The sequence below is a fragment of the Acidovorax radicis N35 genome (assembly GCF_000204195.1).
GTDB lineage: Bacteria > Pseudomonadota > Gammaproteobacteria > Burkholderiales > Burkholderiaceae_C > Acidovorax > Acidovorax radicis.
This window is the reverse complement of sequence record NZ_AFBG01000016.1, coordinates 20,464-44,386: the sequence shown is the minus strand read 5'-3', so window position 1 is coordinate 44,386 and position 23,923 is coordinate 20,464. Positions and strand designations below refer to the sequence as shown.

Sequence of the window (23,923 nt, the reverse complement as noted above, 5' to 3'; positions counted from 1 at the left end):
GCACCATGAATTTTCCCTTCATCCCACTTACCTCGGGCGCACATGCCGCCCGGCTGGCCAGCCTGGGGCTTGCGCTGACGCTGCTTTCGGCCTGCTCTGTCACACCGCCCTATCAGCGCCCCGAAATGCCGGTGCCTGCGGCGTTCAAGGAGGCGGGCGCCACCTGGGCGCCTGCCGTGCCAGCCGATGCGCTGGACCGTGGACCCTGGTGGGCGCTGTTCGGCGACGCCGAGCTGAACCGACTGGCAGAGCAGGTGCAGCTTTCCAACCAGAACATCGCTGCGGCAGTGGCCGCCTATGCCCAGGCGCAGGCCGTGGTGCGGCAGCAGCGCGCCGGGCTGCTGCCTTCCGTCAGTCTGTCGGGCGGAGCCACGCGCTCGGGCGGCGAGGGGGCCACCCGATCCGGCACCACCACGCAAGCCTCGTTGGGGGTGGACTGGGCCCCGGACCTGTGGGGGCGGCTCGAAAGCGGCGTCAACAATGCCCAGGCGAGTGCACAGGCCAGCGAGGCCGACCTTGCGTCGGCCCGCCTATCCGCTGTGGGCAGCCTGGCATCGGCCTATTTCCAGCTGCGCGAGGCCGATGCTGAAATCGGGCTGCTGGAGGCCACGGTGGAGGGTTACGAGCGCAGCCTGCAGATCGCAAAAAACCGCTACGCAGCCGGAGTGGTGGCGCAGACCGATGTGCTGCAGGCGCAGACCCAGCTGGCCAACGCCCGGGCCGACCTGGCCACCGTGCGCCAGAACCGGTCGAGGTTCGAGCATGCCCTGGCGGTGCTGACGGGGCGGGCTCCCGCTGACTTTGCACTGCCCCGCGCACCGTGGGTGGCCGAAGTGCCCGAGGTACCGTCAGGCGTCCCTTCGACCTTGCTGCAGCGCCGCCCCGACATCGCGTCGGCGGAGCGGGCTGTGGCCGCCGCCAATGCGCAGATCGGCATCCAGCGCGCGGCGTATTTTCCCAGCCTGAGCCTGGGCGCCACACTCGGCAGCGGTGGCAGCAGCGTGGCGGATCTTTTCAAAGCGTCGGGCACCGTGTGGTCGCTGGGGCTTTCCATTGCACAGACCTTGTTTGATGCCGGTGCCACGGCTGCCCGCGTGGAGGAGGCGCAGGCTGCACGCGAGGCCCGTGTGGCCGTCTACCGGCAGACGGTACTGACGGCCTTCCAGAGCGTGGAAGACCAGCTCACCGTGCTGCGCACCCTGCGAGAACAGGAGCCTTTGCGGCGCGAGGCCGTGTCGGCCGCCGAACGCACGGCGCAGCAACTGCTCAACCGCTACCGCGAAGGGCAGGTGAGCTACACCGAGGTCGTGACAGCGCAAGTGTCTGCACTGTCCGCCCAACGCGCGCTGCTGCAGCTGCAGGTCAACCGCCAGCTGGCGGTGGTGACGCTGGTGCAGGCGCTGGGTGGCGGGTGGCAGTCACCATGGCAACCTCCTGCCTGAAGGCCGCGCCAGGTTGTTGGGCATATACTCCTGTTTTGATAGCTGCTAGCGCTTGATGGATAAGCGGTAGAGCCTAATTTGATTCAAATTTATCTCAAGGAGTGTGCGTGGACGTTGTATTGCTGGTCAAGGCCGCCATCATGGGCGTGGTCGAAGGCCTGACCGAGTTCCTGCCCATTTCCTCCACGGGGCACCTGATCCTGGCGGGCTCCCTGCTGGGGTTTGATGATGCCAAGGCCAAGGTGTTTGACATCGCCATCCAGACCGGTGCGATCTTTGCGGTGATCCTGGTGTACTGGCAGAAGATCCACGCCACGCTGGTGGCCTTGCCCACGCAGCGGCAGGCGCAGCGGCTTGTGCTCAATGTGGTCATCGGTTTTTTGCCTGCCGTGGTGCTGGGCCTGCTGTTTGGCAAGGCCATCAAGGCCCATCTGTTCACCCCTGTGGTGGTGGCCAGCACTTTCATCATTGGTGGCTTCATCATTTTGTGGGCAGAGCGCCGATCGCCTGCCGCCACCCGCATCCAGTCGGTGGATGACATGACGCCGCTGGACGCCCTCAAGGTGGGCCTGGTGCAGTGTCTTGCCATGGTGCCGGGCACGAGCCGCAGCGGCTCCACCATCATCGGAGGCATGCTGCTGGGTTTGTCGCGCAAGGCTGCCACCGACTTTTCGTTCTTTCTGGCCATTCCCACGCTCATTGGCGCCGGGGTGTACAGCCTGTACAAGGAACGCGCGCTGCTTTCGGTGGCCGATCTGCCCATGTTCGTCACCGGGCTGGTCTTTTCCTTCCTGAGTGCCTGGCTGTGTGTGCGCTGGTTGTTGCGCTACATCAGTACCCACAGCTTTGTACCGTTTGCGTACTACCGCATCGTGTTTGGCATCGTTGTTTTGGTGACCGCATGGACTGGATGGGTGCATTGGGCGGATTGATAATTCACGGATGAGCCATCCTGCACCGCTGGTTTCTCTCGTTTCATGCGCCGCGATATTTGCGGGCCTTTGTGCTGGGCCCTTGGCGCATGCTCAGGATGTGCCTGCTCCCGAAGCGCCGCCCAAGCCTCTGTTCAACTATGCGCTGGGCGCCATTGTTGGCTCCAGCCCGGACTATGCGGGCGGTGACGGGCGCAAGAACAGTCTGCGGCCTGCATGGGCTGTTGAATACGGACGCTTCAGGCTGAGTACATCGCGTGGCAGTGCCTTCATGGGGCATGGGCTGGGCCCGCGCGAATCGGGTGCCAGTGCGACATTGGCGCAGGGAGATCAATTCCACCTGAGCGCATCGCTGCGCATCGACAAAGGCCGGGACGGCTCGGATGCCCCGATCCTGGTGGGACTGCCATCTGTCCGGTCCACATTGCGCGCGAGGGTGAGTGCAGGCTATGCATTGACACCACGCTGGTCGGTGGGAGCGGGCCTCTCGCAAGACATTCTGGGGCGCGACGGCGGCGCGCAGCTGTCCACCAGCGTAGGCTATACATGGCCCGTGACGGAGCAAACCAAGGTGGTCTTCGGGATCGGTGCCAGCTTCGCGGATCACACCTACCTCCGGGGCCATTTTGGTGTGCCTGCAGGCGGTGCAGGTGCTTTGCCGGCCTTTGATCCGGGCGCGGGCCTCTACAGCGTGGACGCCGGCATGGAGGTTATGTCTGCCATCAATCGCCACTGGGTGGTGCTGGGGGCGGCGCGTGTATCGCAACTGAAGGGTGATGCACGCCGCAGCCCGCTCACGGTGGAACCCACCGGGTATTCCGTGTCCGTGGGTCTGGCGTACCGCTGCTGCCGCTAGAGCCGTTCTGCGGTGGGTGCCTGCGGCTTGCGTGGGCAACGGTTTGGCCGAAAGTGATAAGCTGGCGTTGACACCCTGTTACCTGTAGCAAGGCAATGCGAAGCGGCCACCGCCAAGGAGGGCGGCGTTGGATTGCCTCCTCTGTTGATGATCATTTCCCCGCCGGGGCTTTCGCCGCATGATGCAAGACGAGCCTGAGTTGTCGCAGCCCCCCAACGCCGCCGCCAAGGATTCCTGGTCCAAGGCGGATTTGCTGGATCTGATCACACGCAGCGCCGGTGCAACCATGGCCGTGGTCGATCGCAGTCTGACCATGATCTATGTCAACGATGAATACGCCCGATGGTTCGGCACGGTGCCCCAGCAGCTGATTGGGAAATCTCTTGTCGATGTGTATGGCGAGAGCGATTGCGCCCGTTTCATGCCCTTTGTCGAGCGTGTTCTGCAGGGCGAGCGGGTGCAGTACCAGCGCCTTTTGCGCACCCCCTATGGCATTGATGAATGGCGCACCATCTGCCTGACCCCTTGGCACAACCGGCATGGGCTTGTGGATGGTTTCCTGACCACGGCGCTCGACGTCCACGAGTTGCAGGTCACCATGAATGCGCTGCGCGCCGCCAACCAGCGGCTGTCCTCCCACATGGAAAACAGCCCGCTTGCGGTGCTGGAGATGGACCACAACCTCAGGCTCCTGCACTGTTCGCAGCGCGCCGTGCAGCTCATGGGCTGGCTGCATGTCGCGGGGCTGGAGGGGCGGTTGCTGACAGAACTTGTGAACCTATCATCCCAGGACGAAGGGCTTCAAAGTGCTTTGCAGCGCTTGCAGTCCGGGCAGGAGTCCCAGAACCGTGCGGATACCTGCTTTGTGCGGGACGACGGGAGCGAGGTGCATTGCGAGTGGTTCAACTCCGCGCTGACCGATGCGCAGGGGCAGGTCACATCGATCATGGCGCTGGTCCAGGATGTCTCGGCAAAGATCCAGATTGCGCGCCATCAGCATTACCTGGCCAACCACGATTCGCTGACGGGACTGTTCAATCGCGCGGCTTTTCAGAACCGCCTGGAACAGTCTTTGACCCAGGCTCGGCGCAATGCCGGGTCTGTTGCATTGCTGTTCATCGACCTGGATGGGTTCAAGGGCGTGAATGACGCCGAAGGCCACCGCGCAGGGGACGAGGTGCTGCGCATTGTTGCCCAACGCATTGCCAGCACCGTGCGTACGGGTGACACCATGGCGCGGCTGGGGGGCGACGAATTCCTGGTCATGCTGGACCGGGATGTCACCCGCGATGTGACGGACACCATCGGCCACCGCATCATCGAAGCCCTGCACCAGCCCATGGCCGTGGAGGGGCGTGATTTGTTTGTCGGTGCGAGCATCGGTGTCGCGGTACATCCCCCGCTGGAGGGTGACATTGATGCCCTGATGAACCGGGCCGACCAGGCGATGTATTCCGCCAAGCGCGCGGGCAAGGGCCGGCTCCACTACGCTGAAATTACTGGTTCTTGAGCTCAAGGGCTCCTGGCCCCTGTCGCCCGGTTCCTGCCGCCCTGTTTCTACTTCGTGGGCAGCCGGATACTCTGCTGAAAGTGGAAAAAATTCTCGGGATCGTACTGGGCCTTGATCTGTTGCAGCTGCGGGTACGCGGGGCCCCAGTAGGCCTGGGCAAAGTCCTGCAGTCCTGCGTCGGGGTAGTTCTGGTACACGTGCCCGTTCAGGAAGGGCTTGACCAGGTTCATGAATCCATCGAGCCAAGCCTCCATCTGGGCCCGCTCGGTGGCATTGGTCCAGAACACGTCCACCACCAGATCCGCATCCACATGGCGGTGGACGAACGCGCTGTCTGCCACGGGATAGCGGTTGATTGCGCCACCATAGGGCTCCAGATAAGCCAGTGACCATGGGTTTGGCGAGGTCTTGAAGTAATCGATGATGCGTTGCCAGTCCGACGTTGACAGCGGTGTGCTGATGTAGCCGCAGGCCTTGGTTTCCGCCACGCCGTCCGGCAGGTTGTCTGGCAAGGTGTAGGGGTGGTCTTCCAGCCAGATATTCATGTCGGGGTAGGTGCCCGTCTTGTCCACCAGCAGCTGTGCGCTTGGTATCGCCATCAGCCGCGCAATGGCCTTCATGCCCTCATCGCGTGTGCCGCAGAACATGCCTTGCACCATGTAAACCGGTGTGCTGTTCTGGTAGCCAAGATTCATCATGTAGCCCAGGGCATCGGGTGCGCCGGTTTTCATGTAATGGGCTTGCATCGTCGTGAGAACCTCAGCCGCATGCGTGGCATCCCAGCTGATGGCCCAGGCCCACACCTGGTCAAGCCGGTGCATGCGGTAGGTAACCTGCAGCAGGACGCCGAAATTGCCCCCCGTGCCACCCCGCATGGCCCAGTAGAGGCCCGGGTTCTCTTGGGCACTGGCGGTGACGATGGTGCCATTGGCAAGCGCCACCCGGAACGACTCCACCACATCGCTCTGGATGCCGAAGGCCCGCGATGTGTAGCCGTAGCCGCCACCCTGCACGAAGCCTCCCACGCACACGCTGCCACACGCTCCCGTGGGCACATGCCAACCGGTATGGTTCATGGCACCGTTGAAATGGTCGAAGTCGGTGCCTGGCAGCACGTGCACGCGGGCGCGGGGTGGGTCCAGCACCACGCCACTCATATCGCTCAGGTCCACCACCATGCCACTGTTGACAGAGTAGCCCGCCGTGCTGTGCCCACCGCAGCGCACGGCCACCCATACCTGGTAGGTGCGGGCCACGGCAAGGCATTCGAGCACGTCGTGCTCGCACGCGCAGTACACGATGATTTCGGGATAGGCCTGAAACGCGGGGTTGGATTCTTGCCGCGCAGCGTTGTAGTCGGGGCTGGACGGCAACACGATGCGGCCCACCAGCTTGGCCTCCAGTGCCGCCACGGCATCCCAGGTCAGGGTTGCACCGGGCGCATTCTTTGTGGCCTGGCTGGCTGCCAGCGACTGGAAATGCGCAATGCGGGTGTCTTTGGCAATGCGGGCGGGGCTTTTGCGATGGGCCATGGTGAACAATCCTTGGTGAGAACGCGAAGTCCCGTGTTTAACGGAAGCCAAGCCGTTTGACCAGTTCGGAATGGCCCTTGTTGCTCAGACACTGAGCATCCGTTGTGTGCTCAAGCCGAAGACAGCGCCAGGTCGCCCGTATTGCGCCGAAGGCAGAATTTGCCGCCTTGCTTGCCGCTGTACATCGCTGCATCCGCCAGCTTCAGCAGGCCCTGGGCGTCGTTGCTGTCGTCCGGGGCGATCGCGTAGCCGATGGTCAAGCCCACTTCCACCTGTACATCCCCCAGCGTGAAGGGCGTGCGAAAGGCGTCCAGCAGTTTGTGGCCCAGTTCCTGGGCTTGCTGTGCACTGCCCAGGTGGCCCGTCATCACCACGAATTCATCGCCTCCCAGGCGCGCCACCACGTCGCTCTGGCGGACATGGCCCTGCAGGCGCCGGGTCACCGCGACCAGCAGCTCATCGCCCACGTCATGGCCATGCTGGTCGTTCACGGGTTTGAAACCATCGAGGTCCATCACATACACGGCCAGAAGTTTGTCGGGCCCGCACCGAGGCAGGGCCGAGGCCAGTGCGATGTTCAGGCCGCGCCGGTTGGGCAGGCCGGTCAAGGGGTCGGTGTGTGCCAGGGATCGCATGGCGTCGCGTTCGCGGTTGGCGTCCACGGCTGCCATGCGCAGGGCCTTGGTGCGCAGACCCAGCACACGCATGAAGAGCAGCATGTCGAGGGTTGCCCCAAACTGGAAGGAATGCAAGGTCCAGAAGTTGACTGGCACCCACCCCCTGATCACGCCGATGACGGTGGCGGTGGCCAGGAAATACAGCAACCAGGCCAGCAGCAGGGTCGTGCCGACGGGGTCTCCCCTGCGGGCGCGGCGCACAGAGCCTGGAATCCCCATGAGCGCCGGCACCAGCCCCAGAATGCTGACGATCCCGGTGACCGCACGGGTGCTCAGCACGTCCAGCGCATACAGAACGGCGAGTGCCACGCACACCACGGCGCCGCCGCGCATGCAGCGCCGCAGCCAGCTCTCTGGGCGCTCGCCCGCCAAGGCCTGGCTGATGAAGAGGAAGGAGCCGCAGGTGGCGGCCAGTGCTGCAAGGCTGGCGGCATGCACCTCCATCCAGGGCATGTCGCGCCACAGATACTGCGCGCCCAGGCCGAACAGGTGCAGTGAAAACAGAAGGCTGCCGGTGATGAGCAGCGCATACTGGATAAACAGCACGTCCCGCAGATTGAGCCATTGCGCCAGGCTGTAGATGATCAGGCACAGCGCCAGGCCGGTCAGGATGCCTTGCAGCATTTGCTCGTTAAGGGCCTTGCTGTGCCATTCGGTGGGTTTGCTCAGGGTGATGGGAAGCACCATGGCGCCCCGGGTTTCAACGCGCAGCAGCACGTCGTAGGCGTGCCCCGGCAGCATGTTCAGCGCCAGTGCGTGAGAGCGGCTGCGCAGGGGCCGCTGGGTGTAGGGCTGCAGGCTGCCCAGTGTGGCCTGCTGGGTCACATGGCCGTCGATGGTGAGGTATATCTCAATGCGCTGGAGTACCGGGTAGTCGATGTCCAGCACCCAGATTCCGCTGGAGCTGGGCGACACCATCACGGGGATGTGCAACCACACGGGCTCGGTGCGCACGCCCAACGTGCCGCTGGTGCCCGGCGGTGGTTCGAAGCGCGAGAGCGACGCCAGGATGTCCTCCACCAGCAGGGTGCCCGAGGGATCGGCCAGCACCGACACAGCGGGCCATGCCTCCATGGAAGGCCTGTCGTCGCGCAGTTCCAGTGGGGTTGCCGCTGTTGCACCTGTTGGGCCTGCAAGCGTCAACGCCATGACCAACAGCAGCCATGGCAGGCACCAGCCCAGACCACGAAACAAGCCCGGAGCCCGGCGCTGCAACAAGGGCAGAACCCGCCAGGGGCGTTGGGTGTGCGCCTGCATCATGACGACAGTGCCAGGTCGCCCTGGTTGCGAAGAATGGAATGCTTGCCGCTCTGTTTACCAGCGTACATGGCCGCGTCTGCGAGGCGGATCAGCTGCTGCGGATCATCACTGTCCACCGGCGCGATGGCATATCCGATGGTCAGTCCCACCTTCAGCGCGAGGTGACTCAGCACGAATGGCTGCTCAAAGGCTTGCAGCAAGGACCGGCCCAGCTCCTCCGCCTGTTCGGGCCTTGCCAGATCGCGGGCCATGACGATGAACTCGTCCCCCCCGAGCCGGGCGACCAGATCGGTTTGGTGGCGTACGCTGGCCTGCAGGCGGTGACCCACGGCGACCAGCAAGTCGTCGCCCACATCGTGCCCATAGGCATCGTTGACCGGTTTGAACCCATCCAGGTCCATCAAGTACACGGCGACCAGCTGATCGGGACCGCACGTGGCGAGTGCCGACTGCAAGGCCAGTTGCATGCCTCTGCGGTTGGGCAAGCCCGTGAGTGAGTCGGTGTAGGCCAGGGAGCGCATGGCGTCGCGTTCCCGCAGTGCATCGGATGCGGCGGCACGCAAGGCGGCCGAGCGCTGCCCCAGTACCCGCAGGAACAGCAGCATGTCGGCGGCTGCTCCGAGCTGAAAGGAGTGCAGCGTCCAGAAATTGACCGGCAGCAGGCCCTGGACCAGGCACACCATGACCACGGCCGCAACAAAGTAAGCGACCCATGCAGCCAGCAGCGTGGAACTGACGGAGTCTCCCTTGCGCAGGCGCGCCACTGCAATGGGCAGGCTGATGAATGAAGGCAAGGGCCCTAGAACGCTGATGATGGCGGTAGTGGTGCGGGTACCGATCAAGTCCAACAGGAAAGCTGCGAGCAGGACCAGGCTGACCACGCCGCCGATCTTCATGACCTGAAGGAAGCGGCTGCGTGGCTGGTGGCCCATCAGCGCATGGCCCATGAAGAAGAACGATCCCGCGATCGCCAGCAGCCCTGATGCGCCCGCCGCGTGGACTTCGATCCAGAGGTTGTCACTCCACAGAAACTGCGTGCCTATGCCAAAGAACTGCAGTGAAAAACCAGCGCTGCCGACCACCAGCACGCCGTAGTAGAAGAACAGCTTTTCGCGCTGGCTGAGCCATTGTGCAAGGCTGTACACCACCAGGCACACCGCCAGTCCGGCGAGGATGCCCTGAAACATCTGTTCCCGCAGCGAGCGGTGCACCAGATAGGGCGCCTTGCTCAGTGTGATGGGCAGCAGCATGGCGCCCGAGGTCTGCACCCGGATCAGCAGCTCATACGGCGCATCCGCTGCCAAGTCGAGCGTCATCGCCGGTGTGCGGCCACGCAGAGGGCGCTTGCTATAAGGTCGCAAGTTGCCCAGGGCCGCGTGTTGCACGACCCGGCCCTGGGTGGTCAGGTAGATATCGACCTCGTTGAGCACGGCGAAGTCGATGTTGACGATCCATTCATTGCCCGAGTCCACTGGCGACACCAGCGGCACCCGCAGCCAGATGGCTTCCTTGCGCACGCCCAGGCTGCCGCCGCGGCTGGGAGGCTCCGCAAAGTCCGGCAAACGCCCCAGCACGTCCTGCACGCCCCATCGCAACGATGGGTCTGCCAGCAACGTGGCCACCGACCAGGCGTTAAGCGGGCGGGCGTCGTCCGGCAGCACGAGGGGGCGTTGGTCAGCCGCCTGTGCTGCGGGCGTTGCCAGCATCAGCATCACCACCATCAGTGTCAGAAGCCAGAGCACGAGGCGCCACCACAAGCGGGACGGGGGGACGTGTCTGCGCGGCGCAGCCACTTGCCAACGCGGGCGCGCGGCGCAGCCCATGTGCAGCGGGGGCCAGGAGGGCAAGGGACTGCGGTGCACCATCATCACGCCAGCGCCGGTGTCGGGGTGATGCGCCGCACCGAGTGCTTGCCGCCTTGTTTGCCCGCGTACATCGCCGCGTCTGCGTGCCGCAGCAGGCCCTGGGGGTCGTCACTGTCGAGGGGAGCCAGTGCGTACCCGATGGTCAGCCCCACCTGGATGCAAAGGTGGTTCAGCGTGAAAGGTTGCTCGAAGGCCCGCAATAGCGAGCGGCCCAGCTCTTCGGCCTGCTCGGGCGTGGTCAGATCGCGGGCCATGATGATGAATTCATCGCCCCCCAGCCGGGCCACCAGGTCGGTCTGGTGCCGCACGTTGGCCTGGAGGCGCATGCCCACGGCCACAAGCAAATCGTCGCCCACATCGTGGCCGTGCGCGTCGTTCACGGGCTTGAACCCATCCAGATCCATGAGGTACACCGCCACCAGCCGCTGCGGCGAACACTGGGCCAGCGCGGCATGCAGGGCATGCTGCAGGCCGCGCCGGTTGCTCAGACCCGTGAGGGGATCGGTGTGGGCCAGCGAGTGCATCAGGTCGCGTTCGCGCATGGCCTCCTGGGCCTGTGTCTTGGCGGCCTGGGCGCGCAGGCCCAGCACGCGAAAGAACAGCAGCATGTCAATCGTGGCGCCGAACTGGAACGAGTGCAGCGTCCAGAAGTTCGCGGGCACCCAGCCCTGGACCAGGCACACCATCACGCCGGCGGCCACTCCAAAGGCGATCCAGGCTGCCAGCAGGGTGGTGCCAATGGGGTCTTTTTGGCGCACCCGCGCAATGGCCGCAGGCAGGCTGATGAGGGAAGGCAGGGGCCCCGCCAGGCTCATGAACGCGATGGCAATGGGCACGCTCAACCCGCCGAGCATGAGGGCTGCGCAGACTGCGGCCGTGATCACCGCGCCCGCGCGCATGGTTCGCGCGTACCGGCTGCTTTGCGTGTTGTCGGCCAGGGTGTGGCCCAGGAAGAGAAACGAGCCCGCCAGGGCGGTCAGCCCCGCTGCAGGACCTGAATAGCGGTCCATCCACGGATTGCCCGGCCACAGATACTGCGGACCGATGCCGAAGAACTGCAACGAAAAGCCCGCGCTGCCCAGCACCACCAGCGCATAAAAGCCGAACATGCGGTCGCGCTGCGTGACCCACTGGATCAGGCTGTAGGCCAACAGGCAGAACGCCAGCCCGTTGAGCAGACCCTGCAGCATCTGCTCGCCCAGCGCGTGGCGCATGTGATGGGGCATTTCGCTGACTGTGATGGGCAGGATCAGCGGCCCGGCAGCCTGCGCCCGTATCAACAGGTCGTAACGCTGTCCGGCCCGCAGGTCGAACGCCATCGCGGGCGTGCGGCTGGACGGCTGCGCCTGCTCAGAGGGGCCTGTGCGGACCTGCTGTAGAACCTGGCCACCGCTGGTCAGGTACATCTCGGTTCGCAGCGAGCTGTAGCCGATATTGACCACCCACGGGGTGCGCGGCGCCTCGGGCGCAATGATGGGGATGTGCAGCCACATTGCCGCCTTGTGCAGGCCCAGCGAGCCGCCACGTTGGGTGGGCGCCTCGAATTCGTCCAGACGGCCCAGCATGTCTTGCACCGAGAGCTGGTACGTGGGGTCTGCCTTGAGCGTGATGGCCTCCCAGGCATTCACTTGTGGCCTTTCCTGCGTCAGCACCAGGGGCTCGCCCGCCCGCGCGCCCAGGGGCAGGGCCATGGAAACGAGCAGCCACAGCAGCGTGGTTGCCACGGCGCAATGCGCGCGCCAAAGCCGGGTCAGCATCAGGAGGGTGCAGAGCTGCGGGTGCATCGGCTTGGAAACAACGGCTACGTGGGTTGCTGGGCCTGGTCAGCCTGCGCGGCCTGTGCTTGGCGGGCCAGCCCCGGGCTCCAACTGCCGTGTGTCGTCAACCGGTCTTCAATCCGGTTGATCCAGCGGGGGGCGTGGGGGTCATCGCTCCACCCGTGTACCACCTCGTCCACTTGGTTGAGCAGCTCGGTGGGTAGCTGAAGGGGCCGGGTCTGGCTCATCAGCACGCGGCTCATGAAGTGGTAGCCGAGGATGCGGGTGAGCGCACGCACGATGGAAAAGCGCGGCAACACCATTCGCGCCACCACGTCGATGGCCCGCGCCACCAGCAGCACCCCCCAGAACAGCAGCGCCGACGGCCAGGGCACGGGCTGGGTCAGGCCCAGGTCGCTGGCCGTGTCGCGCCCACACAGGTAGCGGGTCATGAGTTCTGGGAAAGGTTTCACAATGCTCCAGGGCAGCGAGTTCTCCATGGTCTGCATCAAGGCCCGGCCCAAGGCAGGACGGGGATCGGGCGTGACGGGCTCTGCGCGGCCCCGGGCCTGCATACGCGCCATCAGGGCCTTGCCTTCGTCCATGGTATCCACCATCAGCGAGCGCTCAATGCCGAGGATGTGGCCCACCACGTTCCAGGCATGCAGATACGCCTCTTCGTCGGCCGTACGCAAACCAATGCCCAGGCGGCGCAGGCTGCGCAGAAACACATAGCCAAACGTGAGCAAGGTGTAGGCCAGCTCTTCCTGGTTGCAGGGCAGGCCGTCACCTTTCAGGTTCCAGCCGCGCGCATACAGTGTCTGAAACATGGCCTGGCGCCCGCCTTTTGTCAGCAAAGCCTGCGGCGCTATATGCCCGGGACCGCCTGCAAGCAACTGCGCAACCGCGCTTTGGGGGCTACCGTGCAGGATCAGGTTGCGAATGGTGGCGTGGATCAGCCGCACCTTGAGCACCTGCGCCACGCCCGCGCCACGCTGGCTGAGGCCACCGTGCATCATTACCGGGAAAATCATCGCGGCAGTGGATCGGATGCGGTACTCGGCGTTCTGCTCCAGCTGGCCCGAGGTGTGCAGCACGCTCGACAGGTCGGGAATCACATAACACTCGGGCAGGCTGGCGCAGAACAGCAGGATGCATGACAGTGCTCCGTGCTCCATGAACAGCTTCTCGGCGCGCTCGATCTTGTGGGCATCGGCCCAGGGCGGCAGCACCTGGGCGGTCTGCACATAGTGGTTCAACGCCTTCGACATGGCCGCATCCACCCCTTCGCCCTCAGCGGCCCAGCCCACCAGGCTCGCGTTGTCTACCCACTGGCTGAACAGGCGGTTCACGGTGTCGATGCGTGCCCATTGCGGTGCGTCCATCGCTACGTCCCCTTCGGGCCAGTCGCCCAGGATGTCGGCGATGGTCTGGTCGGCCAGCGGGTCGGCGTGGTGCTGCATGGCTGCCAATTCAGAATCAGGCAGTGGCGGGTGTGGGAGTGTGTTGCCGTGGTTCATGCTGCGGCCTCCGCCATCGCGCGCCAGCGTTGAAAGCCGGCCAGGGCGCACAGCAAAGGGATGCCCATGGCAAACGGGGCAATCGAGCGGATTTCCACCGGATTGCCCAGGAGCATCTGAAACACCATGCCCGATGCATAGATGGCCAGTGGCACCAACGCATGGCGGCGTAGAAATGGGCTGGTGGGGCGAAGCGCCAGTTTGCGGACAGACATGCGGAAACTGAAGATGATCACAAAGGCCACGAACACCCAGCCAAAGAAGCCTTGCACCGTTTCACCAAACCAGGCGCCATCGGTCTTGGCCATGATCCAGGCTTTGAGGGTGTAGACGAAGTAGGGGTCAGCGCCCAGGTCGAACGCGGTGACGATCATCGCTGCCAGAAACGACAGCATGGCGGCATTGCCAAGTCCTGGTGCCCCGTCCACCGGCGACTGCCAGACGATGAGATTGCTGATCACATAGCCCGAATAGGTCAGTGCGAACCACATCATGGGAATGACGATGGGCACACCCACCAGCCGCGGGCCCAGCACATCGGTGTAGGTGTAGTGGCCAAAAAACCAGCCGTGTGTGCTGCCCATCTGTTCGGCAAACCAGCCAAAGCTGACGGCGATCAGGATGAGGTGCAGTGCGGGCCGCGCACCCAGCAGGTGCGTGGCGCTGGCCCAACAACACGCAAACATGAGGATGGACGCCGTGACGATGGCGATGGTGGTGTCGTTGTGGGTGCGTACGGCGGTTGCCACCAGAAAGGCGGCCAGCAGGGCAAAGCTCAGCGCCGGAAGGCGCGCAGCCAATGGAGTCTGTGCAGGCATGTTGGGTGTATCACGCTGTAACAAACCCCCAGTGTAGGGGATGGACCCGGAATTGGCGCTGCGTGTGTGTCCGGAGCATCAGCGCACTTTTCGACGCTTTTCGCGGTTGTTTTGGTGTTATGCCGCAGGCTTAAGAACCTGTTCAAGGGTTCAGCGCCGCCAGATTGAGCAGCGCCGCCTCAATGGCCGCCGCCGTGGCCACGGGTTGCTCCATGGGAAACAGGTGGCTGCCGTCCAGCATCATGGTGCGTCCCTCGGTGATGCGCAGCGTCATGGCCATGCCCACCTGCCGCATCTCGTCCGAATCGCGCCCACCGATGAAGGCGGCGGGGCACTGCAGCGGGTGGGCGCTGAGCAGCCGCCCGAGGTTGTGGGGCAGCGTGTTGTAGATGGCGGTTTCCACCGCGCGGTCAAACCCCAGCACACGCTTGCCGTCGTGGTCTATCAGGCCGTGGGTGATGTAGTCGCCCAGCACTTCGGGGTCCCAGTGCGCAAAAGCCTTCTTCTTGCGGAAGTGTTCCAGCGCCTCTTCGTTGCTGGCCCAGCTGAAGCGCCGTTGCCGGCTCACCTTGCCCGGCGAGATGGAGCCCACGACCTGGGTGCGCTTGGCCACATCGACCGCGTTGGCCTTCCAGCCGCCCAGCAGGGGCGAGTCAATCAACAGCACACCGCGCACAAGGTGGGGGTGGCGGGCTGCGGCCATCACGCTCAGAAAGCCGCCCAGCGAATGCCCCACCAGGAATACGGGCTGGCCCAGGCGCTCCACCTGGGGTGTGGCGAAGTCCGCCAGCTGCTGCACCAGGTGCGGCCAGTTGTTGGACACCGGGTATTTGGGGTCGTGTCCGTAGCGTTCCACCGCGCTGACCTCGAACCCCCGGGCCTTGAGGTGCTTGAAAAGCACGCGGTACGTGCTGGCCGGGAAGCTGTTGGCGTGCGAGAAAACAATGGGGAGCATGGGGGGACCGGCGGGGGACCAGGTTGCAGGTAAGGCGGCAGAGCGAACCCCGCCGTCAGAGGAATCAGATCAGCTTGTCAGTGTGGTTGGTGATCTTCTTGAGCGGCTTGCTGCGGGCCGGGTTCACCATGATGGGTACGGTGGTTGCGCCCCCACCCCAGGCCGGGTCTTCGATGCTGTCGAACACCTGGCGCAGCTTCTGGCCCCAGCTGTCGTGCAACATGCGGAAGTAGGGGTTGTTCTCGTCGATGCAGACCACTTTCGAGGTCGAGAAACTGTCGGCCTCGTACACCACCAGGTCCAGCGGCAGGCCCACCGACAGGTTGGACTTGAGCGTGCTGTCCATGGACACCAGTGCGCACTTGGCCGCTTCGTCCAGCGGGGTTTCGGGTGTGAGCACCCGGTCGAGCACGGGCTTGCCGTATTTGGATTCGCCCACCTGGAAGTAAGGCGTCTCGGAGGTCGCTTCGATGAAGTTGCCAGCCGAATACACCTGGAACAGGCGCATGCCCTCGCCCTTGATCTGGCCGCCGAACACCATGGACACATTGAAGTCCACGCCCGAGCGTTTGAGTGCCGCGCCGTCGCGTTCGTGCACATGGCGCACCGCAGCACCGAGCACGCGGGCTGCGTCGAACATGCTCTTGGCGTTCCAGATCGAGATCGTCTCGCCCGAATCACCGTCCTTGAGCTGCTCGGTCTGCAGGATCTCGCGCACCGACTGTGAAATGGACAGGTTGCCGGCCGACAGCAGCACCATGAAGCGGTCGCCCGCCTTCTCGTAGACCATCATCTTGCGGAAAGAGCTGATCTGGTCCAGGCCGGCATTGGTGCGCGAATCGGACAGGAAAACCAGCCCGGCGTTGAGTTTGATGGCGACGCAATACGTCATGAGCGGAGTGGGGTCGTTGGAAGAGGGGAACCCGCGAGTTTAGTCCGGCGTGGGAACACCCCCGCAGGAGGTAGTGCGGGACGGCCATCCAGTGTTCAATGGAGGATAATCAAAATTAATAGCAATAAATGATTTGCAGATAAGCGCTAGAGGCCATTTTTATCAAGAATAGTTGATCCCAGCCGTTCGCGGCTGTCCTAGGCCGCAGCGGCGGGCAAGGCGACGTCCATCGCCGGGGTCAAAGGGCTATTCCTCCCGGGCCAGGCGGCGGATGTCCGCCGCTTCTATCATCCGTCGCTTCACCTGGAGGGGCCTTGCCGTGTTGAACCCACTGATCTTGTCTGCAACCCGCCGCGCCTGCGCGCTGGCCCTGGTTGTATTGCTGGCGGCCTGCGGCGGGGGCGGCGCAGAAGACCCCGGCGATGGGGGCAACCCTCCGGCACCACCCCCCGCACCGGTGCGTTCCGGCCAGCTCGAATCCGCCGCCCTGCTTGGCACGGTGCCGGCCGCTGGCATCGCCGCAGCCCTGGCCGCGAAGGAGTCGCTGGCCCAGGACGTGGTGCCGCGCTACGGCGTCACCTCCTACCGGATCGAATACCTCACTGCCGATGCCGACGGCAAGGAGGTGCGCGCCTCGGGGCTGGTCAGCGTTCCACAAAAGCCTGCCGGCGCCAAGAGCCCGGTGCTCAGTTACCAGCACGGCACCATCTTCCGGGACGCCGAGGCGCCCAGCAACAACGCGGTGGCGTCCGAGGTGTCGGTGGTGCTCGCGTCACTGGGCTATATCGTGCTGGCGCCCGACTACGTGGGTTTTGGGGCCTCCAAGGGCACACCCCACCCCTATCTGCTGGCGGCGCCCTCGGCCGCCGCCACAGCGGATTTTCTGACCGCCGCCCGCACCTGGCGCGGCCAGGCCAACGTGGCGGACAACGGCCAGCTCTTTCTGACTGGCTACTCGGAAGGCGGCTACGTCACCATGGCCACGCACCGCGCGCTGCAGGCGGGCGGATCGCCCCATCTGCAGCAGCTGCGCATGGTGGTGGCGGGCGCGGGGCCCTACAACGTGCAGACCACCATGGATGGCCTGGTGGACCTGGTACGGCAAGAACAGCCGGTGATCGGCGCACTCATCAACCCTGGTTTCTTGCACCATCTGGGCAGCAGCGTGCAGCGTGAGGTGCGCCGCCTGCTGCTGCGTGCGCTGATCCCGGGCGATGCCGACGTGGCCTATGACACGCGCTTCATCGACTACTTTCTGGCCGACGACGTGTTGGCCCTCGCCAGTGCCAGCAACGTCTACGACTGGAAACCCAACGTGCCTGTACGCCTGTACCACGGCCGCGATGACCGCACCGTGCCCTACGCCAGCTCGGTCAGCACCGTGCGCGCCATGCAGGACCGCGGTGCGGGCGACCTGGTCAGCCTGACCGAGTGCCGCGCACAACCGGTGGCAGGGCACCTGCAATGTGTGCCGCCGTTCATCACCTTCATGCTGGGGCAGCTGGCGCCGGTGGCGCAGGACCTTTGAGCCGGACAGGTCGGCTGCGGCGCGGGACGGTGGTCGTCCTTCGCCCGCCAGCGGTGGGGTTTGTGTTGCTGCGTCAGCCCGCCATCTTCTTGAGCTGGTAGAGCGCATCCAGCGCCTCGCGCGGGCTCAGCGCATCGGGGTTGATGCCTGCCAGCGCAGCTTCCAGCGGGCTGGCGCCCGCGCTCTCAGGCACCGCGGGCGCGGCGAACAGGTCCACCTGCAATTCATCTTCACCCGCCCGCTCTTCCAGCGCCGCCAGCGCATGCCTTGCGTGGTGCAGCACGGGCGAGGGCATGCCCGCCAGCTTGGCCACCTGGATACCGTAGCTGCGGCTGGCCGGGCCGGGCTGGATCTCGTGCAGGAACACGATGTCTGTGCCGCTCTCGGTAGCGCTCACATGCATGTTGATGGCGTGGCGCGCCTTGGCGGGCAGGTCCGTCAGCTCGAAATAGTGCGTGGCAAACAGCGTGAAGGCGCGGGTCTTGTCGTGCAGGTGCGTGGCAATGCCGCTGGCCAGGGCCAGGCCGTCAAACGTGCTGGTGCCCCGGCCGATCTCGTCCATCAGCACCAGGCTGTGGGGCGTAGCGGCGTGCAATATTTGCGCAGCCTCGGTCATCTCCAGCATGAAAGTGGACTGCGCGTTGGCCAGGTCGTCGGCCGCGCCGATGCGGGTGTGGATGGCGTCAATGGGCCCCAGGCGGCAGCTGGCGGCGGGCACATGGCTGCCCATGCTGGCCAGCAGCACGATGAGCGCCACCTGCCGCATGTAGGTCGATTTACCGCCCATGTTGGGGCCGGTGATGACCTGCATGCGCGTGTTGGCGTTGAGCCGCGTATGGTTGGCGATGAAGCTGCCGCTGGATGTCTCGGCCAGGCGGGCTTCGACCACCGGGTGACGGCCGCCGTCGATCTCGATGCAGGGTTCGGGCACAAACTGCGGCGCGCACCAGTTCAGCGTGAGCGAGCGCTCGGCCAGTGTGCACAGCACATCCAGCGTGGCCAGCGCCTGGGCCAGGCGGGTGAGGGCGGGCACATGGGGCTGGAGCTGGTCGAGGATCTGTTCGTACAGCCACTTCTCGCGGGCCAGGGCACGCTCGTTGGCCGACAGGGCCTTGTCCTCGAAGGTTTTCAGCTCGGGTGTGATGAAGCGCTCGGCGTTCTTCAGCGTCTGACGGCGGCGGTAGTCGTCGGGCACGCGGTCGAGGTGGCTGCCGGTCACTTCAATATAGAAGCCGTGCACCTTGTTGAACTGCACGCGCAGGTTGGGGATGCCGGTGCGCGCTTTCTCGCGGGTTTCCAGGTCCAGCAGAAAGGCATCGCAGTTGGTCTGGATGGCGCGCAACTCGTCCAGCTCGGTGTCGAAGCCGTTGGCGATCACGCCGCCGTCGCGCACCAGGGCGGCGGGCTCCTCGGCGATGGCGGCCTGCAGCAGGCCGGTGCAGCCCTCGGGCGGCTGCAGATGACCAAAAATTTGAATCAAATAGGGCTCCAGCGCTTGTCCATTAAGCGCTAGTAGCTCTGCTTTTTGTAGCGTTTTGCCCAGTCCCACCAATTCGCGCGGGCGCACCTGGCGCAGGGCGATGCGGGCGGTGATGCGCTCCACATCGCTCACGCCTTTGAGTTCGCCGCGCAGCAAGGCCCAGGGGCCACTGCCGCCACCGGCGCCGCCCGCACCGCGCAGGGCGGTGGTGGCCGACAGGCGCTGGCGCGCCTCGGCGCGGTCGCGGCGCGGCTCCAGCAGCCAGGTCTTGAGCAGGCGGCTGCCCATGCCAGTCATGCAGGTGTCGAGCAGCGAAAACAGCGTGGGCGCATCGTCGCCGCGCAGGGTCTTGACGAGTTCCAGGTTGCGCCGAGTAGTGGCGGGCAGGTCGATGAGGTCGTCGTTGCGCTGCACCTGCACGCTGTGCACGTGGGTGAGCGTGCGGCCCTGCGTGTGTTCGGCATAGGTCAGCAGCCCGGCGGCGGCGGCGTGGGCCTCGCCCAGGTCTTGCGCACCCCAGGCCTGCAGGCTTGCGGCGCCCAGATTTTCAAGCAGCTTGCGCTCGCCCAAGGCACTGTCGAACTGCCAGTCGGGCCGGGGGCTCATGGGGCAGGTGAAGGCGCCACCCTGGCGCAGCACCTGCAGTTGTTGCTCGAAGCGTTCGGTCACCCCCGCGCTGTAGATCAGCTCGCTGGGCGCCACGCGGGCCAGCCAGGCGCCGAGTTCGTCGTGCGCGCATTCGGCCAGGAACACGCGGCCCTGTGTCACGCTCAGCCAGGCCAGGCCGCAGCGCGCGCGCGGGGCCTGGTGCACGGCCATCAGCAGCGATTCGGACTTGTCGGACAGCAGCTCGGTATCGGTCAGCGTGCCGGGCGTGACCACGCGCACCACCTTGCGCTCCACCGGCCCCTTGGCCGCGCCGACCTCGCCCACTTGCTCGGCAATGGCCACCGACTCGCCCATCTTGATCAGGCGCGCCAGGTAGTTCTCCAGCGCATGGAACGGCACCCCCGCCATCAGCACGGGCTGACCGCCCGACTGGCCGCGCTGGGTGAGCGTGATGTCGAGCAGGCGCGACGCCTTTTCTGCGTCCTGCCAGAAGACCTCATAGAAGTCACCCATGCGGTAGAACAGGAGCGTCTCGGGATACCCGGCCTTGAGGGCCAGGTACTGCTGCATCATGGGGGTATGCGAAGAAGCGTCAATTTTTTCCATGTAAATCAATAGCTTGGCGCTTCTATCTGTATTTTTTGGGGTAAATTTGGGGCAATTTGTGCCATGTTTTGCATGCCCTCCCAGATGCGCTCCAACTCTCTGGGGGACTCTGTATCTATCCATCGACCATAAACGGTAACGAGCATGGAGTAGTCACTGTGCCCCATCTGGTTGGCGATAAAGGCTAGGTTGCCTCGTGCCGTGAGGTTCCAGCAGGCAAAGGTGTGCCGGGTCTGGTAGGGCGGGCGTGGCCGAATCTCCGCACGCCGAATCAGGGTGGCCCATTTGGTGTTCCAGGCGCTCGGCACAAAGTAGTCGTTGACGACCGTCTTACGTGCTTGCGTCTTCGGCGATAGCAGCACCCGCACGCGGTCGACGCGCGATTCGTGGCGGTTCAGCCAAACGGTCAAGTCGGCAGGCTCGCGTTGATTCGCGTCCGCGATTAGCGTCTCTAGAGCTGCGCGCGCTGGCGGCTGCAGCAGCACGGTTCGCTCCTTCTTCGTCTTGGGCACCTTGAACGTCGAAGACTGCGTGATCGAGCGACGCACGGTAATCTTGCTGAAGTCCGGCGCGACATCCTCGACGGCCAGCGCGAGCAACTCGCCCGGGCGCAAACCGGTGTACACGGCCACCGTCACGGCGGCCTCGTCCATTGGATGTAGGCAGCCCTTCTCGATTAGCGTAAGGTATTCCTCGTAGGTCAGCGGGTCTGGGTCTTTGCTGCTCTTGGTAAAGCGCACACAGTGCTTGCCGAGTTCGCCGCAGTAATGGTTGTTCTCGCACCAATACAGAAAACCGGCGAAGGTGGCCAGGTAGTGGTTCACCGTGGAGACGGCGCGTGTGACGATCAGATCCGCACGCAACTTCTGAATGTCTTCGGGCAGTAATGAGTCGACCAGGCGATTGCGGCCCAGCGTCGCCACGCAGATGTCGAGTGCGACTTCGTAGCGCGATTGCGTCTCTGGTGTGATGTCTACGGCCTTGAGTGGCTTGTAGCGCTCGCACAGATCGCCCACACGCTTGCTGGCCGTCGTGCTCTCGGCCGCACGCGAATGCGGGAAGAACTCAGTCTCGTTATAGTTGCCGGACTTCAGCGCGAAGAGCGCTGCGCTGCGCAAGCCGGCGGCGTGCTTGATGTTGTTGCGGGTCGGCTCGATGCCGAGCGTGTGCCGATGGCGGGCGCCCTTGTACATAAAGGCGACACGGATCGACTTGCCGTGTACCTCCACACCGGGAAAACCTGTATTGGTTGCTGCTGCGCCCGCCATGTCTTTGATCCTCGCTACTCAGTGCCCCGCTTCGTCGCCAAGCGCCCATTGCCCGGTCTTCAGCATGAACAGCTCGAACAAACCGGGCGGCATCGCCCGGTCACCTGCTTCCCATTGCTGCCATCCGCGGAGCGACGCCCGTACCGTTTGCGCAGCCTCTGTCTGCGTGAGGCCTGCGGCAAGCCGGGCTTCGCGTATGGCTGCTGGCGTGGAGCTTTGCGGCTTCGAGGCGATCATGGGTGCCGATGACAAGAACCCGTGCCGCCATGTGCGGCCGGTGAAAATTGTGTTGAGATCAGTATACGCTCATTGAGCGTATACTGATCTCTCGGCACTCGCCAAAAGCGTTGCGTCTTCGAGGGGCTAGAAGGCGGCGGCGTGAGGTTCACTCTCGACCCATCGCTCGAACTCGTTCACGTTCACGAAAATTCGGCCGTCAGGCGCCTTGCGCCAGACGCGCCCTTCGATCCAGACGCCGCCTTTGATCTTGTGTCGCACGGCGTTTTCGCTGTAGCCGGTGATCTCAGCGAAGCGCTTGATAAGTATCCATTGGCTGACATTGCGCATGTCGATGACCTCCGCTCAAGGCAGACCGTCGAAGCAGGGGAGAGTGGCGGCCTTGTTTAGGTCAAATTGTCCGAAGCGGTGTGCAAACGCAAAACCCGCGTGGGCGTACATAGGCGCAGACGGGCGTGGGAAGGCTGCCGAAATTGTCGTCTCTGCTCGTATGACAATCTTGCTCGTTGACCCCCGTAATGCCGTAGCCAATTGTCGCGGTACCGCCACGATGAATTGCTTTCCGCCTAGAGTGCGCCTAACTATGGCTGGGTAAGCTGGCTAGCGATATGGGCTACGCGCTTGGGCCGTCGATGCAGGCCTTAATCGAGTGGGCTGAGATGAGGCGCAGACATGCTGGGGTAACACCTACTGAGAAACAGGTCTTGACGGCGCGCCCGCTCGCAGCCCCGCCATGACGAAGTCTATGAGCCAAGCAAGTCGCGGTTGCCACTCGCCATTGAAATCGATCTGCCAAATACCCGCAGTTGCCAGGAAGAAGTCGTCCGTGGTGACGCCGGCGCGGATGGTTCCAGCTTTCTCATTGGCATCGAGCAGCAATTGGGCCGCAGCGATCACAGGGGCATAGCCCGACTTTTCATGACAGTCCCGCATGAACGACACCTCGCGGATTGCATTGGCCAAGCCAGCTTTGGTCATGGCGTATTCGGCAAGTCGATTCATCCACTCCCGCAATGCTTGGTCGGGAGGGCGAGTCTCAAGTAGATGCTCTGCAAACTCTGCGACTTGCAACATCTCGAAGCCATATACCTCCATGACCAAGGCCTCTCGCGTCGGGAAGTGCCGATAGAAGGTTCCCTGTCCGACGCCAGCCTTCTTGGCAATTGCGCTCAGCGGCACGTCTGCCGAGCGGACCAACTCCGCAAGTGCGACCGTCAGGATGCGTTCGCGATTTTGTAGCGCGTCGGCGCGTGCAGGGCGATCCGTCTTTTGTTGCTGTCCCACTTGTCCTCCTCCCGTGAAGGGCTAATTTGGCTATCGGACAATTGTCCGGTAATATTCGTTTTAACGGATATTTGTCCGTTTAGCATTTTACCCCTTACACCCATCTGGAAAAACACATGAAGACCTCTGGCAATACCATCCTGATCACAGGCGGCACTTCTGGCATTGGACTTGGCTTGGCCCTACGCTTCCACAAGGCCGGCAACAAGGTGATCGTCGCCGGCCGACGCAAGGAACTGCTCGACCAGATCACGACCGACCACCCGGGAATTGAAGCAGTCGTGCTCGATGTCGCTGATGGCGCATCCATCACCCGCGCAAGCGAAGCAATCGCCGCCCGCTACCCAGAACTCAACGTCCTGATCAACAACGCCGGCATCATGCACTGGGAAGATGTGCGCGACCCCGGCTCCCTCCAAATTGCCGAGGACACGATAGCGACCAACCTGCTCGGTTCGATTCGGATGGTGTACGCCTTCTTGCCGCAACTGTCGAAGAAGGCCGACGCAGCCATCCTGAGCGTCTCCTCGGCGTTGGCCTTTGTCCCCTTTCCCGCCACGCCGACGTACAGCGCAACCAAGGCCGCCGTCCACTCGTTCACCGAGGCTTTGCGTGTCCAGCTTGCCGACACGTCGGTCCAGGTGATAGAGATCGTGCCACCGGGCGTTCGGACAACTCTTTTGGGCCAGCAGGAGTCCGAACAGGCCATGCCGTTGGAGGACTTCCTCTCGGAGGCCATGGCCCTCCTGCAAGCCACTCCGCAGGCGCAAGAAATTGTCGTGGAGCACGCCAAGCCCATACGCGATGCGGTGGCCAACGGCGCGTACAGCAATCTGCTGACCATGTTCTCGACCATGAAGGGCCCGCGCAGCTGACCGATCGTATCGGACTTCCC

The 23,923-nt window shown here is 64.1% G+C and carries 19 protein-coding genes; 6 read left to right on the top strand and 13 right to left on the bottom strand.

Features of this window, described 5'->3' with window-relative positions; genetic code table 11:
- Positions 1–5 precede the first annotated feature (5 nt).
- The 4 genes from ARADN35_RS0105050 (at position 6) to ARADN35_RS0105035 (ending at position 4,740) form a co-directional block, all read left to right on the top strand.
- Positions 6–1,442, top strand: a complete 1,437-nt coding sequence (locus tag ARADN35_RS0105050) for an efflux transporter outer membrane subunit (protein ID WP_100199395.1) — start codon at positions 6–8, stop codon at positions 1,440–1,442.
- A gap of 107 nt (positions 1,443–1,549) precedes the next feature.
- A complete protein-coding gene (locus ARADN35_RS0105045; protein ID WP_010459702.1) occupies positions 1,550–2,374 on the top strand; it encodes an undecaprenyl-diphosphate phosphatase in 825 nt (274 codons plus the stop codon).
- A gap of 100 nt (positions 2,375–2,474) precedes the next feature.
- The gene (locus tag ARADN35_RS0105040; protein WP_010459700.1) at positions 2,475–3,230 is read left to right on the top strand and encodes a MipA/OmpV family protein; all 756 of its coding nucleotides are present in this window, start codon (positions 2,475–2,477) and stop codon (positions 3,228–3,230) included.
- Between the two features lie 178 nt (positions 3,231–3,408).
- On the top strand, positions 3,409–4,740 hold the full coding sequence (locus ARADN35_RS0105035) for a diguanylate cyclase domain-containing protein (protein WP_010459698.1): 1,332 nt from the start codon (positions 3,409–3,411) through the stop codon (positions 4,738–4,740).
- 47 nt (positions 4,741–4,787) lie between these two features.
- Here ARADN35_RS0105035 and ARADN35_RS0105030 read toward each other — a convergent pair whose 3' ends face one another.
- The 8 genes from ARADN35_RS0105030 to ARADN35_RS0104995 all read right to left on the bottom strand — a co-directional run bounded on the left by ARADN35_RS0105030 (position 4,788) and on the right by ARADN35_RS0104995 (position 16,016).
- Positions 4,788–6,272: an FAD-binding oxidoreductase gene (locus ARADN35_RS0105030; RefSeq protein ID WP_010459696.1), complete on the bottom strand. Its 1,485-nt coding sequence runs from the start codon at positions 6,270–6,272 to the stop codon at positions 4,788–4,790.
- 110 nt (positions 6,273–6,382) lie between these two features.
- Positions 6,383–8,209: a diguanylate cyclase domain-containing protein gene (locus ARADN35_RS0105025; protein ID WP_010459694.1), complete on the bottom strand. Its 1,827-nt coding sequence runs from the start codon at positions 8,207–8,209 to the stop codon at positions 6,383–6,385.
- Positions 8,206–9,930, bottom strand: a complete 1,725-nt coding sequence (locus ARADN35_RS0105020) for a diguanylate cyclase domain-containing protein (protein WP_244265850.1) — start codon at positions 9,928–9,930, stop codon at positions 8,206–8,208. Before ARADN35_RS0105020 ends, ARADN35_RS0105025 begins: the two co-directional genes overlap by 4 nt.
- Before the next feature lie 146 nt (positions 9,931–10,076).
- Positions 10,077–11,831, bottom strand: coding sequence for a diguanylate cyclase domain-containing protein (locus tag ARADN35_RS28665; protein WP_010459690.1), 1,755 nt, complete (start codon positions 11,829–11,831; stop codon positions 10,077–10,079).
- 44 nt (positions 11,832–11,875) lie between these two features.
- Positions 11,876–13,351 (bottom strand): oxygenase MpaB family protein, encoded by a 1,476-nt coding sequence (locus ARADN35_RS0105010; RefSeq protein ID WP_010459688.1) that lies wholly within the window; start codon positions 13,349–13,351, stop codon positions 11,876–11,878.
- Entirely contained in the window at positions 13,348–14,169 is an 822-nt protein-coding gene (locus ARADN35_RS0105005; RefSeq protein ID WP_029413342.1) for a carotenoid biosynthesis protein, read from the bottom strand. Before ARADN35_RS0105005 ends, ARADN35_RS0105010 begins: the two co-directional genes overlap by 4 nt.
- 142 nt (positions 14,170–14,311) lie before the next feature.
- Positions 14,312–15,124, bottom strand: a complete 813-nt coding sequence (locus ARADN35_RS0105000) for an alpha/beta fold hydrolase (protein ID WP_010459684.1) — start codon at positions 15,122–15,124, stop codon at positions 14,312–14,314.
- 64 nt (positions 15,125–15,188) lie between these two features.
- Positions 15,189–16,016: a proteasome-type protease gene (locus tag ARADN35_RS0104995; RefSeq protein ID WP_010459683.1), complete on the bottom strand. Its 828-nt coding sequence runs from the start codon at positions 16,014–16,016 to the stop codon at positions 15,189–15,191.
- 319 nt (positions 16,017–16,335) lie between these two features.
- Here ARADN35_RS0104995 and ARADN35_RS0104990 point away from each other — a divergent pair, with 319 nt between their 5' ends.
- On the top strand, positions 16,336–17,544 hold the full coding sequence (locus ARADN35_RS0104990; RefSeq protein WP_244265845.1) for an alpha/beta hydrolase family protein: 1,209 nt from the start codon (positions 16,336–16,338) through the stop codon (positions 17,542–17,544).
- A 73-nt stretch (positions 17,545–17,617) separates the two neighbouring features.
- Here ARADN35_RS0104990 and mutS read toward each other — a convergent pair whose 3' ends face one another.
- The 5 genes from mutS to ARADN35_RS0104965 form a co-directional block, all read right to left on the bottom strand.
- Complete coding sequence (gene mutS, locus ARADN35_RS0104985; RefSeq protein WP_010459679.1) at positions 17,618–20,239, bottom strand: DNA mismatch repair protein MutS; 2,622 nt, start codon at positions 20,237–20,239, stop codon at positions 17,618–17,620.
- Between the two features lie 5 nt (positions 20,240–20,244).
- On the bottom strand, positions 20,245–21,507 hold the full coding sequence (locus ARADN35_RS0104980) for a site-specific integrase (RefSeq protein WP_029413339.1): 1,263 nt from the start codon (positions 21,505–21,507) through the stop codon (positions 20,245–20,247).
- A gap of 18 nt (positions 21,508–21,525) precedes the next feature.
- The gene (locus ARADN35_RS0104975; protein WP_029413336.1) at positions 21,526–21,744 is read right to left on the bottom strand and encodes a helix-turn-helix domain-containing protein; all 219 of its coding nucleotides are present in this window, start codon (positions 21,742–21,744) and stop codon (positions 21,526–21,528) included.
- A gap of 126 nt (positions 21,745–21,870) precedes the next feature.
- On the bottom strand, positions 21,871–22,074 hold the full coding sequence (locus ARADN35_RS0104970; RefSeq protein WP_010459675.1) for a hypothetical protein: 204 nt from the start codon (positions 22,072–22,074) through the stop codon (positions 21,871–21,873).
- 357 nt (positions 22,075–22,431) lie between these two features.
- Complete coding sequence (locus ARADN35_RS0104965; protein WP_010459673.1) at positions 22,432–23,028, bottom strand: TetR/AcrR family transcriptional regulator; 597 nt, start codon at positions 23,026–23,028, stop codon at positions 22,432–22,434.
- Positions 23,029–23,144: 116 nt separating this feature from the next.
- Between ARADN35_RS0104965 and ARADN35_RS0104960 the strand changes: the two genes are divergently transcribed.
- A complete protein-coding gene (locus ARADN35_RS0104960) occupies positions 23,145–23,903 on the top strand; it encodes an SDR family oxidoreductase (RefSeq protein WP_010459671.1) in 759 nt (252 codons plus the stop codon).
- Positions 23,904–23,923 lie beyond the last annotated feature (20 nt).

What these genes read in the sequence shown, in the direction of transcription:
- ARADN35_RS0104975 (WP_029413336.1), bottom strand. Translation starts at nt 21,744, where the DNA reads ATGATCGCCTCGAAGCCGCAAAGCTCCACGCCAGCAGCCATACGCGAA.
- ARADN35_RS0104970 (WP_010459675.1), bottom strand. Translation starts at nt 22,074, where the DNA reads ATGCGCAATGTCAGCCAATGGATACTTATCAAGCGCTTCGCTGAGATC.
- ARADN35_RS0105010 (WP_010459688.1), bottom strand. Translation starts at nt 13,351, where the DNA reads ATGAACCACGGCAACACACTCCCACACCCGCCACTGCCTGATTCTGAA.
- ARADN35_RS0104960 (WP_010459671.1), top strand. Translation starts at nt 23,145, where the DNA reads ATGAAGACCTCTGGCAATACCATCCTGATCACAGGCGGCACTTCTGGC.
- ARADN35_RS0105020 (WP_244265850.1), bottom strand. Translation starts at nt 9,930, where the DNA reads ATGGTGGTGATGCTGATGCTGGCAACGCCCGCAGCACAGGCGGCTGAC.
- ARADN35_RS0104980 (WP_029413339.1), bottom strand. Translation starts at nt 21,507, where the DNA reads ATGGCGGGCGCAGCAGCAACCAATACAGGTTTTCCCGGTGTGGAGGTA.
- ARADN35_RS0105050 (WP_100199395.1), top strand. Translation starts at nt 6, where the DNA reads ATGAATTTTCCCTTCATCCCACTTACCTCGGGCGCACATGCCGCCCGG.
- ARADN35_RS0105030 (WP_010459696.1), bottom strand. Translation starts at nt 6,272, where the DNA reads ATGGCCCATCGCAAAAGCCCCGCCCGCATTGCCAAAGACACCCGCATT.
- ARADN35_RS0105035 (WP_010459698.1), top strand. Translation starts at nt 3,409, where the DNA reads ATGATGCAAGACGAGCCTGAGTTGTCGCAGCCCCCCAACGCCGCCGCC.
- ARADN35_RS28665 (WP_010459690.1), bottom strand. Translation starts at nt 11,831, where the DNA reads ATGCTGACCCGGCTTTGGCGCGCGCATTGCGCCGTGGCAACCACGCTG.
- ARADN35_RS0105025 (WP_010459694.1), bottom strand. Translation starts at nt 8,209, where the DNA reads ATGATGCAGGCGCACACCCAACGCCCCTGGCGGGTTCTGCCCTTGTTG.
- ARADN35_RS0105005 (WP_029413342.1), bottom strand. Translation starts at nt 14,169, where the DNA reads ATGCCTGCACAGACTCCATTGGCTGCGCGCCTTCCGGCGCTGAGCTTT.
- mutS (WP_010459679.1), bottom strand. Translation starts at nt 20,239, where the DNA reads ATGGAAAAAATTGACGCTTCTTCGCATACCCCCATGATGCAGCAGTAC.
- ARADN35_RS0105000 (WP_010459684.1), bottom strand. Translation starts at nt 15,124, where the DNA reads ATGCTCCCCATTGTTTTCTCGCACGCCAACAGCTTCCCGGCCAGCACG.
- ARADN35_RS0104995 (WP_010459683.1), bottom strand. Translation starts at nt 16,016, where the DNA reads ATGACGTATTGCGTCGCCATCAAACTCAACGCCGGGCTGGTTTTCCTG.